Origin of the sequence: Pseudomonas sp. 478, assembly GCF_003254125.1 — a bacterium.
GTDB lineage: Bacteria > Pseudomonadota > Gammaproteobacteria > Pseudomonadales > Pseudomonadaceae > Aquipseudomonas.
The window spans coordinates 71,563-88,798 of record NZ_QKZG01000009.1; the positions used below are offsets into that span (position 1 = coordinate 71,563).

The 17,236-nt window shown below is 59.0% G+C and carries 16 protein-coding genes; 2 read left to right on the top strand and 14 right to left on the bottom strand.

The genetic code is table 11. The features are described from left to right. Positions 1-7 precede the first annotated feature (7 nt). Genes DFS28_RS19395 through DFS28_RS19415 form a run of 5 tightly spaced genes read right to left on the bottom strand, consistent with a single transcriptional unit; the run spans position 8 to position 5,234 of the window. Positions 8-3,127 (bottom strand): pilus assembly protein, encoded by a 3,120-nt coding sequence (locus tag DFS28_RS19395; protein ID WP_111451092.1) that lies wholly within the window; start codon positions 3,125-3,127, stop codon positions 8-10. Further along, positions 3,114-3,593: a PilX N-terminal domain-containing pilus assembly protein gene (locus DFS28_RS19400; RefSeq protein WP_111451093.1), complete on the bottom strand. Its 480-nt coding sequence runs from the start codon at positions 3,591-3,593 to the stop codon at positions 3,114-3,116. The genes DFS28_RS19395 and DFS28_RS19400 overlap by 14 nt, the downstream gene beginning before the upstream one ends. 11 nt (positions 3,594-3,604) lie before the next feature. Continuing rightward, entirely contained in the window at positions 3,605-4,318 is a 714-nt protein-coding gene (locus tag DFS28_RS19405; protein WP_111451094.1) for a PilW family protein, read from the bottom strand. Beyond that, positions 4,315-4,764, bottom strand: a complete 450-nt coding sequence (gene pilV, locus DFS28_RS19410) for a type IV pilus modification protein PilV (RefSeq protein WP_111451095.1) — start codon at positions 4,762-4,764, stop codon at positions 4,315-4,317. Before pilV ends, DFS28_RS19405 begins: the two co-directional genes overlap by 4 nt. Beyond that, positions 4,761-5,234, bottom strand: a complete 474-nt coding sequence (locus tag DFS28_RS19415) for a GspH/FimT family pseudopilin (protein WP_008154923.1) — start codon at positions 5,232-5,234, stop codon at positions 4,761-4,763. Before DFS28_RS19415 ends, pilV begins: the two co-directional genes overlap by 4 nt. Before the next feature lie 131 nt (positions 5,235-5,365). On the opposite strand from DFS28_RS19415, the gene DFS28_RS19420 reads away from it, so the two are divergent. Continuing rightward, entirely contained in the window at positions 5,366-5,923 is a 558-nt protein-coding gene (locus DFS28_RS19420) for a GspH/FimT family pseudopilin (protein WP_111451096.1), read from the top strand. On the opposite strand, the gene ispH is transcribed toward DFS28_RS19420, so the two are convergent. From ispH to murJ, 6 genes are all read right to left on the bottom strand, one after another. After that, positions 5,892-6,839: a 4-hydroxy-3-methylbut-2-enyl diphosphate reductase gene (ispH, locus tag DFS28_RS19425; protein ID WP_007901894.1), complete on the bottom strand. Its 948-nt coding sequence runs from the start codon at positions 6,837-6,839 to the stop codon at positions 5,892-5,894. The two genes, DFS28_RS19420 and ispH, sit on opposite strands and share 32 nt — an antisense overlap. 162 nt (positions 6,840-7,001) lie before the next feature. Further along, positions 7,002-7,439, bottom strand: coding sequence for an FKBP-type peptidyl-prolyl cis-trans isomerase (gene fkpB / locus DFS28_RS19430; protein ID WP_177327872.1), 438 nt, complete (start codon positions 7,437-7,439; stop codon positions 7,002-7,004). A 7-nt stretch (positions 7,440-7,446) separates the two neighbouring features. Continuing rightward, the gene (lspA, locus tag DFS28_RS19435) at positions 7,447-7,959 is read right to left on the bottom strand and encodes a signal peptidase II (protein WP_008154929.1); all 513 of its coding nucleotides are present in this window, start codon (positions 7,957-7,959) and stop codon (positions 7,447-7,449) included. Then, positions 7,952-10,783 carry an isoleucine--tRNA ligase gene (gene ileS, locus DFS28_RS19440; protein WP_111451097.1) on the bottom strand — a complete coding sequence of 944 codons (2,832 nt, stop codon included), beginning with the start codon at positions 10,781-10,783 and terminating at the stop codon, positions 7,952-7,954. Before ileS ends, lspA begins: the two co-directional genes overlap by 8 nt. Further along, positions 10,784-11,734, bottom strand: a complete 951-nt coding sequence (ribF, locus tag DFS28_RS19445; protein ID WP_111451098.1) for a bifunctional riboflavin kinase/FAD synthetase — start codon at positions 11,732-11,734, stop codon at positions 10,784-10,786. Between the two features lie 129 nt (positions 11,735-11,863). Further along, positions 11,864-13,402, bottom strand: coding sequence for a murein biosynthesis integral membrane protein MurJ (murJ, locus tag DFS28_RS19450; protein WP_111451099.1), 1,539 nt, complete (start codon positions 13,400-13,402; stop codon positions 11,864-11,866). Positions 13,403-13,654: 252 nt separating this feature from the next. On the opposite strand from murJ, the gene rpsT reads away from it, so the two are divergent. Continuing rightward, entirely contained in the window at positions 13,655-13,933 is a 279-nt protein-coding gene (gene rpsT, locus DFS28_RS19460; RefSeq protein ID WP_008154937.1) for a 30S ribosomal protein S20, read from the top strand. 213 nt (positions 13,934-14,146) lie between these two features. Here rpsT and DFS28_RS19465 read toward each other — a convergent pair whose 3' ends face one another. The 3 genes from DFS28_RS19465 to cgtA form a co-directional block, all read right to left on the bottom strand. Next, positions 14,147-14,611, bottom strand: coding sequence for a CreA family protein (locus DFS28_RS19465; protein WP_008154938.1), 465 nt, complete (start codon positions 14,609-14,611; stop codon positions 14,147-14,149). Positions 14,612-14,623: 12 nt separating this feature from the next. Beyond that, positions 14,624-15,742, bottom strand: a complete 1,119-nt coding sequence (gene proB / locus DFS28_RS19470; RefSeq protein WP_111451100.1) for a glutamate 5-kinase — start codon at positions 15,740-15,742, stop codon at positions 14,624-14,626. Positions 15,743-15,879: 137 nt separating this feature from the next. Beyond that, a complete protein-coding gene (gene cgtA / locus DFS28_RS19475; RefSeq protein ID WP_111451101.1) occupies positions 15,880-17,103 on the bottom strand; it encodes an Obg family GTPase CgtA in 1,224 nt (407 codons plus the stop codon). Positions 17,104-17,236 lie beyond the last annotated feature (133 nt).

Consider the following 17,236-nt stretch of genomic DNA (forward strand, 5'->3'; position numbering starts at 1 on the left):
CTCTCACTTACTGTATTTGTCGCCACATGATGCGACGGCTACCGCCGCTGCCGGGCTTTTCCACCAGGGAGCTGATGCCACCGCTGGAGTTGTTCATAATCTTGCGGGACGCATTGTTGACGATCGCGTTCAGCGTCGGAATACCACCGGTGAAAACCACCCCGCTGGAGATCGAATCCTTGATGTCGACCAACCCGTCGCCATTGCTGTCGAGCACCGCGTAATTGAGCATCTTACCGCTGAATGCATCCAGCTCGACCAGTTTGCCGGTGCCGAAACTGGCGCAAGGGTCGGTGGTGTCCACGCTGGCCGTGGTGAATACAATCCGGCCGGCCACCAGACTGGCCTGATTGATTACCCGTTCGCCGGTCAACACGTTGTTGTAAACCAATGGCAGATACCAGCCCTTCTCTGCCGGATAGGTCACGTCGTTCTGGCTGGTGGTGATGAATTGCCCACTGCTACCCGAGAACACGCCAGTCACCGCCTGCGCCTGCAAACTGGACGTTGTGATTTGCCCGGAGCCACCTTCCGCATCCCACACGGCATAGAACGCCTGGAGGTCTTTGTTGGTCTTGTCGGCAGTCTCGTTGAATTTACCGGTGCCGAAAAACACTTCCTTCCCGCCCAATGCGTGATCGGCCAGCAACGGTTGCACGGTAATCGGCTGGGTCGCGCCACCTGCAGTGGTGAACAACGGCTTGCCGGAAAATGCCACGCCCCAGGTATCGGAGGCAGTGCCACTCAAATCGAACTTCCACAACCGCCCTTTCAGATCGCCCCCATAGGCGGCCTGCACCACATTTTGCGAGTCGACCCTGAGTTTCACCGACGACAGGCCGTTGGTGGTTTCTGTACTGTCGACCACGATTTTCTTGATCAGCGAGCCGTCGCGGATATCCACCACATATAGCGCTGCCACCCCGGAGTTGCTGCCATAACCGTTGGAGATGAATGCCGCCCAGCGACCATCGGCCAAGCGTGCCACTTCGGGACGCGCATAGGCATAACCCAGATCATTGAAAACGTTCGCCGTATTGGCTATGGCCGGTGCGCTGATTTCCCATAACGCGTTAGTCACGTTACCGGCCGATGCGTCGAACAGTTGCAGTGCATAAAAGGTTTTGCCGCCCGCCCCTGTTCCTCCAATCGCCAGGGTTTTCCAGGCGCTGTCGAGTTGGGCATCGAACACGCCGACCTGACCGTCGACCAGATATTTGTGGCTCACACCATTGATGTAAGTGGGGTCAGCGATGTAGCGCAATGATGGCAGCACACTGGAGGGCATATAGCCGTAGCGTCTGGCACCGTTGGTCGAGCTGATGACGTTTACAAAACCGTCATTGGCGTTCACCACCAGGCTGGAGTTCATGTTGGCGGCTTTGGTGGCGAGGTAGGCGCTGTAAGTGGTGTCACCCACCAGGTCGGACGCAGTTTTGTTCGTGGGAGCGGCCAGCACGAGAGGCGAGTTGATGATATCGCCGAGCAATACACTGCGCGCTCTCAACCCGGTTTTGTTGGTGCCCTTGCTCCATTCCACCAGATCGCTGCCGGTGATACCAGTGGGCAGGCTCTGGCTGAGGAAGGACTGCTGGGCTGGGGAAAAATTGCTGTAGGCCAGGGTAACAACGGCGTTGGTCAGGGTATTCCAGGACTGGTAGGTCGGCGCGGTCGCGCCGGGCACGATGGTGGTATCGGTCGTCCACAGTACCGCGGCCGTGTTCACCGCGCCCGCCGATGTCAAGCCAAAGGACTTAATGGTGCCGCGCCAATCCTTGGGATCGTAACTGGTCTGAAAGTAACTCGAACCGCTGCCCAAAGTGGTCCCGCTGGCGACGCCACTGCCGCCGGAGCCGGCCTTGGAGGTGATATCGCTCAGGGCCGAGGACAGCGCGCTGTTGAGTCCCGCGCCGTCAGTCGCCTGGTAGTACTTGCCCTGGCCATAGGTCGCGGCGTCCACCAACATCTGGTTTGCTGCGGTGAAACCCACGGTATAGGTATTCATGTTCTGCTGGCGAAAATCCAGGGCATCCCAGCTTTTGCCTGTAGCATCGGCCCCCGTGGAGCGCATGTCGATATCGAAGGCAAACTTGGCGATGTCATCCAGGTAGAGAGTATCGCCCTCGTTGTCACCGAAAGGATCGGCACCATCGTTACTGCTGATACCGTCCCAGTTCGGTAACTGGCTACCCGCCGGATCGTCAGTCGGAAAGCTATGGTCGAAGGTAGGCAGACCACCGGTGATCACCACCCCGTAATTCCTCTGGCAGCGATACTGAATCGGACTGGTATAGGTGGCGGGTGTCGAGTTGTTGTACGGCGCCATGCCACGGAAATAGCGGGTGATCTCGTAATAGGCTTCAGCCAGCGGCGTATTGGCCTGCGCGCTAAGTTCGTCGATTCCGGCGATCAATTCGTTGTAGTTGGTATCGGCCTGAGTCTGTGTCACGGTGCCGCTGACTGCCGACAAATCACTGACCGAACGGACGATGTAACCACCGTCATCCTTATGGTTGCCGACCGCCAGGTTGAACGTCGCCAAGCCGATGCGCAGCGAGCGGTTGCTGGCCACCAACGCCTTGGAAACGTTGCGCGCTACATTCATCCGGTAGTCATTGGGAATCGAGCCATCGGTGAAATCCCGGTCGGAGTTGTTGGCCAGGCTTATCAGATAGGACAGGTAATTCGCCGTATAAAGCGTGTCTTCGCTCCCCACCGGATCGGGAAGCTTGAGGCAAAGCGTATCCGGACCGGCAAGGCTGTTCCTATAAAAACCGTACCATCCGTCCTTCGTGCATGTTCCATGAGTCAAACTCGACAAAGGAATATTGCCATCGGCCATGCCAAGCTCACGGCCTTTGTCGCACGAACCATTGGAGAGGCAAATAGTCACCGGGGCACGTGCGACCGTCGGATCGAAGCCTGCCGCCCAGATAATGCTGTTCATACTCCCCGAGTCATCGAGTAACAGCATCACATTGGGCGCCACGGCGGCGGCATTCAACAGCGGCGAATCCGAGGGCGTGAACGCGTAAGTCGGCGCTGCCAGATAAAGGCTCAACGCCGCGCCGCAGAACAACTGCAACAACCAACGGCGCCAGCCTGCGCGGGCCTCAGTATTTCGCATAGATACTCTCCACCACACTGCGCGAGTTGCCCGCGATGCCGACGGCGGTCACCCGGTACAGCGTTGTCGAGGTGTTGCTCGGCACATTCACGGCGGTCAGGGTGGTGCCGATGTTCTGTACCCCGTAAAAACCGCTGCCGGAGGCGATCCAGGTCACCCCCGAGGTGGAATTGAAGCCAGCGCCGGTGATTGTCGACGACTCGGCCGGTGGTGCGCATTGGGTAGTGCCGCTGCAGACCGGCAACGAATAGGTATCCAGTTGCACCGCGCTTTCACCTACGCGCAACGCCGATTCGGCGCCCTGGAACGACTGATTGCGCAAGGTCACGCTGGCAGCCATTTTTTCCTGCAGGGTGGCGTTTTGCATGGATGAAAGGCCGATCAGTGTCAGCAACAGAAGAAACACCAGGCTGACCAGCAGCGCCATGCCCCGCTGGGCGGGAGGGGTCACGGGAGAAATACTCATCGGCCCTCCCCTCATGGCAAGCGGTTGCGCAGCGCGGCAACCACGTTGAAGGTTTGATTGCCTACCCGGTTGTTCGGGTCGGTGAGGGTCAATGTCAGGCGAACACTACGGATGCGCGCCGGATCAGTGGGGTTGTTGCTGTAACTGGAGGCGGCCACATCAGTGGCGGAACTGGCGAGGCCGAAGCTCACGTTGAAGGCACTGACGTTGTTCACCAGCACCGCCTGAGCCGGCGTGCCGCTGCCGACACCCATCAGCAGTTGATTGTTGCTGAAGCTGTAGATCAAGCGCCGGATCGGAAACGCCAGCTCTCCCGACCCCGGAACCCGGACGCCGGTGTAGGCCGTTGCATTGTTCCGGCAATCGGAAACCACCGTCCAGGTCGGTACCCCGCCACTGCTGCCGACATCCGCTGTCACCAGGGTCAGTTTGAGGTTGGCGTTGTCCCATCTGATGGGCGTTGTCTGGCTGGCATTGAAGTCACCCGCCGAGCTTGAATCGGTGACCGCCCCCAGACATCCGAACATCCCGACCATGCGAATTTCCTGAATCATCTTGCTCAGCACGAAACGCGCATCTTCCTGCATGGCGGCAGCGGTGTTCTGGCTGACATAAGTATTCTTGGCCGCGATGAAAATCTGCGCCACACCCAGGACCACGACCAGACTCAACGCCAGGGCGATCAGTAACTCGATCAGGCCGAAACCTCGGTTGGTCTGGTTCATGGCGTCGACACCGGATCAAGGGTGGCGCGACTGGTCAGGACGAAACTACGGCGTGAATTGGCAGTATTGGCCGCCCGTGAGTCATCCCAAGTGATGGTGATGGTGTACACCCGCTGATTGAGCGTAACGCTACCGGTGGCAGTGGCGCCGCCGAAATTGACAATGTTGGTGGTGAAGTCGTAGAGATCCTGATCCCGAGCGACGCTCAGGTTGCCCGAGGTCGGAGGCGTGACGGTGTAGTCGGCACCGGAGTTGGCGCGAATGCGGTCCATCATGTCGTAGGCGATAAAACTCGCCTGGCTGGTCATCCGCGCGCTGTCCGTGTACTTCAGCGCATTAAGCTGAATCGCTGCCGCCCCCAACAGCCCCACACTCAGAATCAACAACGCAACCAAGACTTCGATCAGCGTCATGCCCTCCTGTGCACGCTTGCTCCATCCCCTCATCCGCAGCTTCCACCCAATAGAATTCGTCCGTTCAAACACACATTCAGTGTCCTGCTTTCCGCCCCCCGTACGTAGCTGATCACCACCGCCGTGGACGGTGCCGACAACCCGCCAAGGTTGTTGAAATCGATGGCGGTCACTCCTGAGGTTAGCGTCAGAGTCGCGCCGCTGCTCATCGCTGGAACAACCCGCAATACATTGGCCGGATTGCCAGTACCGTCAAAGACCGTTAATTCTCCGCTCCAGACGCTGCCGCCGGCCGTCGGGCGCAGCCGGGTGGTGACACCACGGTCGATAGCCTCCAGTCGGGCGAAATTGAGTCCGCGTTGCAGATCGCCGATTTCGGTGTCGGCCTTGGTGATTTGCACCGATCGGGTAAACGCCGGTACGACCAGCGTGATCAGGACCAGAAACACCGCGAGCGCGACCAGCAACTCGATCAGCGTGAAACCTTTTGTACGATGATCCATCGGTGCCCTCCGTTGCCGTCGGCTATACCTGCTTCTACACGCTAGAACATTCGACCGGCAGATGTTCGGTTGTTTTGCCATTACTCGCGCAGGGATCGCGCGGGCCGCAGCACTCCAGGGAGGGAGATGACATGCATCAGCAAGGTTTCAGCCTGATCGAACTGCTCATGGGACTGACAATTGTCGGGATTGTTCTGCTGTTGGTCAGTCCGGCGTTTGCTGCACTGACTGAATCGAACCATCGCGAACAGGTGGCAGAGTCGCTTATCAGCGGTATACGCAACGCCAGAACCGTTGCCATCACACGCAACCAGAGCGTCGTGATTCACGGCATCAACGGCGACTGGAGTCAGGGCTGGCGGATCATTCTGGATATCAGTGGCAAAGGGGCGGAGGACAACAGCAATCCGCTGCTGATTGAGCGCGCGAGTGGCACTGAGGTGCCGATTGTCGGCAATTGGCCGGTCAGGCGCTACATACGCTTCAACAGTATCGGCGAGCCACAGATGCCCGAACGGGCCTTTCAAGCGGGGACACTGCACATTTGCGCCGCCCGCGAACCGGTCTCTCAGCTCCAGGTGGTGCTGGCCGCGACCGGCCGCGTCAGCCTGCGCAGCCATAAGGCTGAGCAGGCGCTGTGCCCAAGGGGCAAAAGCGTTAAAGCAGGGAGCGGACGCGCAACTCTTTAGGCATGGAGAAGGTAATGTTCTCCTCGCGACCGGCCAATTCATCGGCGCCAGTAGCGCCCCACGCCTGCAACTGCTGGATCACGCCACGCACCAGCACTTCCGGTGCGGAGGCGCCAGCGGTGATGCCGATTCGCTCGACACCGTCGAACCAGCTCTTTTGCAGGTCTTCGGCACCGTCGATCAGGTAGGCCGGGGTGGCCATGCGCTCGGCCAGTTCACGCAGGCGATTGGAGTTGGAGCTGTTCGGGCTGCCGACCACCAGGACCACGTCGCATTCGTCGGCGAGTTGCTTGACCGCGTCCTGACGGTTTTGCGTGGCGTAGCAGATGTCATCCTTGCGTGGACCACCGATCGCCGGGAAGCGTGTACGCAGAGCGTCAATGACGCGGCTGGTATCGTCCATGGACAGGGTGGTCTGGGTCACGAACGCCAGTCTTTCAGGGTTGTTCACCTGCAATTCGGCGACGTCTTTCTCGTCTTCGACCAGATAGATCGCGCCACCATTGCTGCCATCGTACTGGCCCATGGTGCCTTCGACTTCCGGATGACCGGCGTGGCCGATGAGGATGCATTCACGGCCGTCGCGGCTGTATCGGGCCACTTCGATGTGTACCTTGGTCACCAGCGGGCAAGTGGCGTCGAACACCTTCAGGCCACGACCGGCGGCTTCGGTGCGCACGGCCTGGGAAACACCGTGGGCACTGAAGATCACGATAACGTCGTCCGGCACCTGATCCAGTTCTTCGACGAAGATCGCCCCACGAGCACGCAGGTCTTCGACGACGAATTTATTGTGGACCACTTCGTGGCGCACGTAGATCGGCGGCCCGAAGACTTCCAGGGCGCGGTTGACGATTTCGATTGCCCGGTCCACACCGGCGCAGAAGCCACGGGGGTTGGCGAGTTTGATTTGCATGCTGTGCCTCGTGTCTTGCGCGCAAGAAATAGCGAAAACAGTGAAAACTATTGTGGGAGCGGGCTTGCTCGCGAAAGCGGTGTGTCAGTCGACATTGATGTTACATGTGATGACGCTTTCGCGAGCAAGCCCGCTCCCACATTTTTGACCGTGTCCGGTCAGTTACAGCGATTTGACGTTGATGATCTCGACGTCAAAGGTCAATGTCTTGCCGGCCAGCGGGTGGTTGAAGTCGATGGTCACTTGCTCGTCATCGAAGGTCTTCACCACACCCGGCAGCTCAGTATTGGCCGCATCGTTAAAGATCACCAGCAAGCCAGGCGACAGTTCCATGTCCTTGAACTGCGAGCGCGGGATGATTTGTACGTTCTGCGGGTTGGGTTGGCCAAAAGCGTTTTCCGGCTGAATTGTCAGCGTACGCTTGTCGCCAGCCTTGAAGCCGAACAGCGCTGCTTCGAACCCTGGCAACAGGTTGCCGTCACCGACCTTGAAGGTCGCCGGGGCTTTGTCGAAGGTGCTGTCGACCGTGTCGCCGTTCTCCAGGCGCAGTGCAAAGTGCAAGGTGACTTCCGTGTTCTGGCGGATGCGTTGCTCAGCCAATACCTGTTCAGTCATGAACGGCTTCTCCGGTTTTCTTACTTTTGAACATGTCTAGCGCAAGCATTACGGCACCGACAGAGATTGCACTGTCGGCAAAGTTGAACGCCGGGAAATACCAGCGGTTCTGCCAATGCACCAGAATGAAATCGATCACATGGCCCAGGGCGATGCGGTCATACAGATTACCCAGCGCGCCACCCAGCACCAGCGCCAAAGCGACGGCCAGCCAGGTTTCGTTGCGCCCCAGACGTTTGAGCCACACGACCAGCACCGCACTGACCACGACCGCGATCAGGGCAAACAACCAGCGCTGCCAGCCGGAGCTGTCGGCCAGGAAGCTGAATGCCGCCCCCGTGTTATAGGCCAGGGTCCAGCTGAACAAATCGGGGATTACCACGATTTGCTGGAACATCTCGAGCTTGCCTTCGAAGTAGAACTTGCTGGCCTGGTCGATGACCAGGACCAGCAAACTCAACCAGAGCCAGCTCAGCCGTCCGAAACGGCCAGCCGCATTAGGCATAGTGACGAACCTCGCCAGCGCCGCTGATGTTGTCGACGCAACGACCGCAGATTTCCGGATGCTCCGGGTTCACGCCGACGTCTTCACGGCAGTGCCAGCAACGGGCGCACTTGGCGTGGCTCGACTTGACCACTTGCAGTTTCAAACCACTGACTTCGGTGACCACGGCATCGGCCGGCGCCTGAACGAACGGTGCAACGGTCGCGGTCGAGGTGATCAGTACGAAGCGCAGTTCGTTGCTCAGCTTGGCCAGGTCGGCGCTCAGCGCCTCTTCGGCGAACAGCGTCACTTCGGCTTGCAGGTTGCCACCGACGGCCTTGGCCGCGCGCTGGATTTCCATTTCCTTGTTGACCGCGACCTTCACCGCCATGATCCGCTCCCAGTAGGCGCGGTCCAGCTCGACGTTTTCCGGCAACTCGGTCAGGCCTTCGTACCAGGTATTGAGCATGACCGATTCGTTACGCTCGCCCGGCAGGTATTCCCACAGTTCGTCAGCGGTGAACGCCAGGATCGGCGCGATCCAGCGCACCAGCGCTTCGGAGATGTGGTACAGCGCGGTTTGCGCCGAACGGCGGGCCTTGCTGTTGGCGCCAGTGGTGTACTGACGGTCCTTGATGATGTCGAGGTAGAAACCGCCCAACTCCTGCACGCAGAAGTTGTGGATCTTGGAGTAGACGTTCCAGAAGCGGTATTCACCGTAGTGCTCTTGCAGCTCGCGTTGCAGCAGCAGGGTGCGGTCCACGGCCCAACGGTCCAGCGCCAGCATTTCTTCGGCCGGCAGGATGTCGGTGGCCGGGTTGAAACCGGTCAGGTTGGAGAGCAGGAAGCGCGCGGTGTTACGGATCCGCCGGTAAGCGTCCGCACTGCGCTGCAGGATCTGCTCGGAAACCGCCATTTCACCCGAGTAATCGGTGGAAGCAACCCATAGACGCATGATGTCGGCGCCCAGGGTGTCGTTGACCTTTTGCGGCGCGATCACGTTGCCCAGGGACTTGGACATCTTGCGGCCGGACTCGTCGACGGTGAAGCCGTGAGTCAGCAGCTCGCGGTACGGCGCGTGGTTGTCGATGGCGCAACCGGTCAGCAATGACGAGTGGAACCAGCCACGGTGTTGGTCCGAACCTTCCAGGTACAGGTCGGCACGTGGACCGGTTTCGTGGCCCATCGGGTGCGAACCGCGCAGAACGTGCCAGTGCGTGGTGCCCGAATCGAACCAGACGTCCAGGGTGTCGCTGATCTTGTCGTACTGCGGCGCTTCGTCACCAAGCAACTCGGCGGCGTCCATCTTGAACCAGGCTTCGATGCCTTCGACTTCGACGCGCTTGGCGACTTCTTCCATCAATTCGGCAGTACGTGGGTGCAGCTCGCCGCTTTCCTTGTTCAGGAAGAACGGAATCGGCACGCCCCAGTTGCGCTGACGGGAGATGCACCAGTCCGGACGGTTGGCGATCATCGAGTGCAGACGCGCCTGGCCCCAGGCCGGGACGAACCTGGTCTCTTCGATGGCTTTGATCGCCCGCTTGCGCAGGGTGTCGCCGGTCACAGGTTCTTTGTCCATGCCGATGAACCACTGCGCGGTGGCGCGGTAGATCAGCGGGGTCTTGTGACGCCAGCAGTGCATGTAGCTGTGTTCGATGACGCTGGTGTGCAGTAGCGCACCGACTTCGGTCAACTTGTCGACGATGGCCGGGTTGGCCTTCCAGATGAACTGGCCGCCGAAGAATTCCAGCGACGGTACGTAAACGCCGTTGCTTTGAACCGGATTGATGATGTCATCGTTGACCATGCCGTACTTCTTGCAGGTCACGAAGTCGTCTACGCCGTAGGCCGGCGAGGAGTGAACCACGCCGGTGCCAGCGCCCAGTTCGACGTAGTCGGCCAGGTAAACCGGCGACAGACGATCGTAGAACGGGTGACGGAAGTTGATCAGCTCCAGCGCTTTACCGGTGGTGGTCGCGATGACCGAGCCTTCCAGGCTGTAGCGGGCCAGACATGACTCGACCAGCTCTTCAGCCAGCACCAGCAATTTGTCGCCGACGTCGACCAGGGCGTAATTGAATTCCGGGTGAACGTTCAACGCCTGGTTGGCAGGGATGGTCCACGGGGTAGTGGTCCAGATCACGATCGAAGCAGGTTTACCCAGCGCAGGCAGACCGAAAGCGGCAGCCAGTTTGGCTTCGTCGGCAATCGGGAACGCCACGTCGATGGTCGAGGACTTTTTGTTCTCGTACTCGACTTCCGCTTCAGCCAGGGCCGAACCGCAATCGAAGCACCAGTTCACAGGCTTCAGGCCCTTGAACACGAAACCGCCCTTGACGATTTCAGCCAAGGCACGGATTTCGCCGGCCTCGTTTTTGAAGTCCATGGTCTTGTACGGGTTGGCAAAATCGCCCAACACGCCCAGACGGATGAATTCGGACTTCTGGCCTTCGATCTGCTCGGTGGCGTAGGCACGGCACAGTTCGCGGGTCTTGTCCGCGCCCAGGTTTTTACCGTGGGTCACTTCGACTTTGTGCTCGATCGGCAGACCGTGGCAGTCCCAGCCCGGAACATAAGGCGCGTCGAAACCCGACAGGGTTTTCGAGCGGATGATCATGTCCTTGAGAATCTTGTTCAGCGCATGACCGATGTGAATCGTGCCGTTGGCGTACGGAGGACCGTCGTGAAGTACGAACTTCGGACGATCCTTGCCAATCTCGCGCAACTTACCGTACAGGCCAATGCTGTCCCAGCGCTGCAGAATCTGCGGTTCGCGCTGAGGCAGGCCGGCCTTCATTGGGAAGGCGGTGTCCGGAAGGTTTAGCGTGGCTTTATAGTCGGTCATTTAAGGCTCTTCATTAGCGATTGGCGCTAGGTGCGACAGGGCACGGGCGGCGGCAACATCCGCATTGATCGCCGTCTTAAGCGCCTCCAGAGAGGCGAAACGCTGCTCTTCACGCAGCTTGTGGTGGAAAACCACCGTCAAACGCCGGTCATACAGATCGCCGGCAAAATCTAAAAGATGCACTTCGAGGTGGGCTTTGCCATCACCTTGAACGGTTGGCCGCACGCCAATGTTGGCGACGCCTGGCCAGGTCTTGCCGTCGATGTCGACGTTGACCAGGTAAACCCCGGTCAGCGGCACGCGACGACGCTTGAGTTGTATGTTGGCCGTCGGCGTACCCAACTGGCGCGCCAGCTTCTGGCCATGCAGGACCCGTCCGGCAATCCGGAACGGACGACCGAGCAGTCGCTCGGCCAAGGCAAAATCGGCAGCCGCCAGGGCATTGCGAACCTGGGTGCTGCTCACGCGAATACCGTCCAGCTCGACCGTCTGCGCCGCTTCGACGGTAAAGTCCTGAAGGACGCCAGCCTGTTGCAGGAAATCGAAATCCCCTACCCGGTCACAGCCAAAACGGAAATCGTCACCGACCTCAAGATGTTGCACACCGAGGCCGTCCACCAGAATGGTATCGACGAATTCGGCGGCGCTGAGCTTGCTCAGGCGCTGGTTGAAGGCCAGGCACAGGACCCGGTCGACACCTTCTTCGGCCAGCAACTGCAGTTTATCCCGCAGCCGGGCCAGACGGGCCGGAGCCGTGTCCGGCGCGAAGAACTCTCGCGGCTGCGGCTCAAAAATCACCACGCAGCTGGGCACGCCCAACTCGAGCGCACGCTCACGGAGCCTCGCCAGGATAGCCTGGTGGCCACGGTGAACACCGTCAAAGTTGCCAATAGTGGCGACACAGCCCCGATGCTGGGGGCGCAGGTTGTGGAGGCCTCGAACCAGCTGCATAACGCGCTTCTTGCTCATAAAGTGGTCGATTATAACCACACCCGGCGGCCGACGACAGGCAACACCGTAACCCAAAGTGATCGAGCCGACAAAACTGTCGATTCGCCCGTGTTTATCGAGGTCGTGACCTCAGCTCAGCGCCTTGCGATTGAAGTCTCGCAAACGGAAGCCCATCAACAGCAACATGCCGAAATAAGCCGCCACACCGGCAACGACCAATGCGCCCAGACGCAGGAACCTCTCCAGCATATGCCCCTGATCCCAGGCTGGCATGAAATGCATTCCAAGCAGCAATACAGCAGACATCACCAACACGGCTATCACCAGCTTGAAGCCGAACTTCGCCCAACCCGGTTGCGGCTCATACATCTGCTGCTTGCGCAGCTGATAGAACAGCAGGCCGGCGTTAATGCACGCGCCGATGCTGATGGCCAGCGCCAGACCGGCGTGGGCCAGCGGGCCGATCAACACCAGGTTGAACAACTGGGTAACGATCAGGGTAAAAATCGCGATTTTTACCGGTGTGCGGATGTTTTGTTGCGCATAAAAGCCAGGCGCCAGCACTTTTATCACAATAATCCCGAGCAAACCGACCGAATAAGCGATCAGCGCCCGTTGGGTCATGGTGGCGTCAAACGCGCTGAACTGGCCGTACTGGAACAAAGAAACCGTCAACGGCTCGGCGAGAATCCCCAGTGCCAGGGAGCAAGGCAACACCAACATGAAGCACAGGCGCAGACCCCAATCGAGGATCCGTGAATATTCCTCGCGATCCTTGCTGGCGTAAGTCTTGGCCAGGGTGGGCAGGAGAATCGTGCCCAGCGCCACGCCCAGAACACCGGACGGTAACTCCATCAAACGGTCGGCGTAGTACATCCAGGACACGGAACCGGCGACCAGGAACGAAGCGAAAATGGTGTTGATGATCAGCGAAATCTGGCTCACGGACACGCCGAGAATCGCCGGCAGCATTTGTTTCATGACCCGCCAGACGCCGCTGTCACGCAGGTTCAGGCGTGGCAACACCAGCAGGCCGAGCTTTTTCAGGTGCGGCAGCTGATAGAGCAATTGCGCCAGACCACCCGCCAATACCGCCCAGCCCAGCGCCATGACCGGTGGATCGAAGTACGGCGTCAGGAACACCGAAAAGATGATCATGCTGACGTTGAGCAGCGTCGGCACAAAGGCCGGCACCGAGAAGCGGTTATAGGTATTGAGGATTGCCCCGGCCAATGAAGACAGGGAGATCAGCAATATATAAGGGAAGGTCACCCGCAACAGGCTGGCCGTCAGCTCGAATTTTTCCGGCGTATTGGTGAACCCCGGCGCGGTCGCCCAGATGACCCACGGCGCAGCGATCATGCCCAAGGCGGTGACCAACGCCAGCACCAGCGTCAGCAGGCCCGAGACGTAGGCAATGAAGGTTCGCGTCGCCTCCTCGCCCTTCTGGCTTTTATATTCCGCAAGAATCGGCACGAATGCCTGGGAAAAAGCCCCCTCGGCGAAGATCCGTCGCAGCAGATTGGGCAATTTGAAGGCGATAAAGAAGGCGTCGGTCGCCATCCCGGCGCCAAATGTGCGTGCAATGAGAGTGTCACGAACGAACCCCAGAATCCGGGAAAGCATCGTGATAGAGCTGACGGCGGCTAACGATTTGAGCAGATTCATTGAAAGAGTTTGTGCCTGTCGATAAACAGCAGGCGAACAAAGCGCCTACTTATGCGATACTCCGCGCCGCAGCAGCACAGAGCCAAAGCTCGCGAGTTTACAGGTCAAGCGCCGGAAATAAATATCCCGCCTCTTTATACCTACCACTTAGCGGAACGTCTCAACCGCCCTTGACAAGACATCAACTCATCGGCATGATTCGCGGCCTATTTTGTTTGCTATTTCCTAAAAAGTCTTTCGAGGAGCTCGACGGTGGCCAACACACCTTCCGCCAAAAAACGTGCAAAACAGGCTGAGAAGCGTCGCAGCCACAACGCCAGCCTGCGTTCCATGGTTCGTACCTACATCAAGAATGTAGTTAAAGCCATCGACGCAAAAGACGCTGAAAAAGCTCAAGCTGCTTACGTTCTGGCCGTGCCAGTTATCGACCGTATGGCCGATAAAGGCATCATCCACAAGAACAAGGCTGCTCGTCATAAGAGCCGCCTGAACGGTCACGTCAAGGCTCTGAACCTTGCTGTTGCCGCATAAGCGATAAGCTTGTTAAAAAACCGACCCTAGGGTCGGTTTTTTATTGCCTGCGATTTAATAAATCTGCACAAAAAAATGTGGGAGCGGCGGTGCGACGTTTCGACTTGCTCGCGAAGGCGGTGTAACAGTCAACGATGATGTTGAATGTTATGGCCTCTTCGCGAGCAAGTCGAAACGTCGCACCGCCGCTCCCACATTTCGATTTTTGTCAGATTACTGGGCGCTCGCCCACGGCAGGATCGGGATGGCGGTGACCGCATTCTGCGGACTGCCTTCGATCACACGATCGCTATAGACCAGGTACACCAGCGTATTGCGCTTCTTGTCGAGGAATCGCACCACCTGCATGGTCTTGAACACCAGCGACGTGCGCTCCTTGAACACCTCGTCACCATCCTTCAATTCGCCTTTGAAGCGGATCGGCCCGACCTGACGACAAGCGATAGACGCTTCCGCGCGATCTTCAGCCAGTCCCAAACCACCCTTCACGCCACCCGTCTTGGCTCGCGACAGGTAGCAAGTCACACCCTCAACCTTTGGATCATCAAACGCTTCGACGACGATGCGGTCGTTCGGACCGACAAACTTGAACACCGTCGACACCTGACCAATCTCCTCGGCCGAGGCCAGCAGCGGCATCGCCAACAGCAGACCCAACAATCCTTTTGCCACGCGCATTCAGGTATTCCCTCAGACCAGGATCAGGTTATCGCGATGAACCAGTTCCGGCTCCGCCATGTAACCCAACAGACCGACAATCGCCTCAGACGACTGACCGATGATTTTTTGTGCTTCCAGCGCGCTGTAGTTGGCCAGGCCTCGGGCGATCTCACGACCATCCGGCGCCACGCAAACCACCATCTCGCCACGACGGAAGCTGCCCTGGACCCGCTTGACACCCACAGGCAGCAAACTTTTGTTGCCTTTGGACAGCGCCATCACCGCACCGGCATCCAGCACGAGCGTGCCGCGGGTTTGCAGGTGCCCGGCCAGCCATTGCTTGCGCGCCGCCAACAGGCCGCGCTCAGGCGACAGCAAGGTGCCGATGCGCTCGCCAGCCTTGAGACGATCCAGCACACGATCAATACGTCCACCGACGATGATGGTATGCGCACCGGAGCGAGCCGCCAGCCGCGCAGCACGCAATTTGGTCTGCATGCCGCCACGACCCAGCGCCCCACCCGTACCGCCCGCCACCGCATCCAGCGCCGGATCATCAGCGCGTGCTTCGTAAATCAGATTGGCGTCAGGGTTGTTGCGCGGATCGGCGTCGAACATGCCATCGCGATCGGTAAGGATCACCAGCAAGTCAGCTTCGACAAGGTTGGCTACCAGCGCCGCCAGGGTGTCGTTGTCACCGAAACGGATTTCGTCAGTGACCACGGTGTCGTTCTCGTTGATCACCGGAATAACTTTCAGCTCGACCAGCGCGCGCAAGGTGCTGCGGGCATTCAGGTAGCGCTTGCGGTCGGACAAGTCGTCGTGGGTCAGGAGAATCTGCGCGGTATGCCGGCCATGCTCGGCAAAGCTCGACTCCCAGGCTTGCACCAACCCCATCTGACCGATGGCGGCAGCGGCCTGCAACTCGTGCATCGCACTGGGTCGTACGGTCCAGCCCAAGCGACTCATGCCGGCCGCCACCGCCCCGGAGGACACCAGCACCAGCTCGACGCCAGCCTCATGCAAAGCCACCATCTGCTCGACCCAAACACTCATTGCCGCGCGATCCAGGCCCTTGCCGTCCGCTGTCAGCAAAGCGCTGCCGATCTTCACGACCCAACGCTGCGCACCTGTCACCTTGCTCCGCATCATCTTCAACCTTAGCTTGAGGACAGCGCGACCTGGCACTGCCCGTAACGTTATTCGTGGTTATTCGTGACCAACTATCGATTTCCAGATACTAAAACGCCGCTCTAGTGAGCGGCGTTTAAGTTTATCGCAACGAATCAGTCACGCACGTAAATGATTTCCGGACCGTCTTCGTCATCCACATCTTCTTCGTCCCAATCATCGTCGCCGATGTCGTGGACCGACTTCACGCCGCTACGGCGCAGGGCACGCTGGTCATCCAGGGCCTGCAGCTGAGCACGGGCTTCATCTTCGATGCGCTGATCGAGTTCGGCCAACTCTTCTTTGTACGCAGGGTCCGCAGCCAGGCGATCGGCACGATCTTCCAGATAACGCATGATGTCGTGGCACAGACGCTCGGTACCCAGTTTAGAGATCGCAGAGATCACATAGACAGGACCGGTCCACTCCAGGCGATCTACGATTTCCTTGACGCGCTCGTCGTGCTCTTCCTCAAGAATCTGGTCACACTTGTTCAGCACCAACCAACGATCACGCTCAGCCAGGGACGGGCTGAACTTGGTCAGTTCGCTGACGATCACTTCTGCAGCATCCGGAGCGCTGGTGTCATCCAGCGGCGCCATGTCCACGAGGTGCAGCAACAGACGGGTACGCGACAAGTGCTTGAGGAAGCGAATCCCCAGGCCTGCGCCGTCGGAAGCACCTTCGATCAGGCCCGGAATATCCGCGACCACGAAGCTTTTCCAGCGATCGACACTGACCACACCCAGATTCGGCACCAGCGTCGTGAACGGGTAGTCGGCGACTTTCGGCTTGGCGGCCGATACAGCGCGGATCAGGGTACTTTTACCGGCGTTCGGCAAGCCCAGCAGGCCGACGTCAGCCAATACCTTCATTTCCAGCTTCAGGTCACGCGCTTCACCCGGTTTACCCGGAGTGGTCTGGCGCGGAGCACGGTTGGTACTGGATTTGAAACGGGTGTTACCCAGACCGTGCCAGCCGCCGTGAGCTACCAGCAGACGCTGGCCAGCTTTGGTCAGGTCGCCAATCACTTCCTGAGTGGCGGAGTCGATAACGGTCGTGCCGACCGGAACACGCAGCACCAGCTCTTCACCTTTCTTGCCGGTGCAGTCAGTGCTGCCGCCGTTGGAACCACGCTCGGCATCAAAGTGCCGGGTGTAACGGTAGTCCACCAGGGTGTTGAGGTTTTCGTCGGCGATCATGTAGACCGAGCCGCCATCACCACCGTCACCGCCGTTCGGGCCACCGTTTTCAATGAATTTTTCGCGACGGAAGCTCATGCAACCGTTGCCGCCGTCGCCGGCCTTTACTCGAATCGATACTTCATCAACAAACTTCATAACAAAACGCCTCTCGTCATACGGACGAGCCGAAAAACACTAAGACATAAGACTCTTGCAAAAATGAGCGCAGCGACCTCAATCAACGACCGCAAATCCAGCGCTGGAGCCCATCACAAACAGCTTTGCAAGA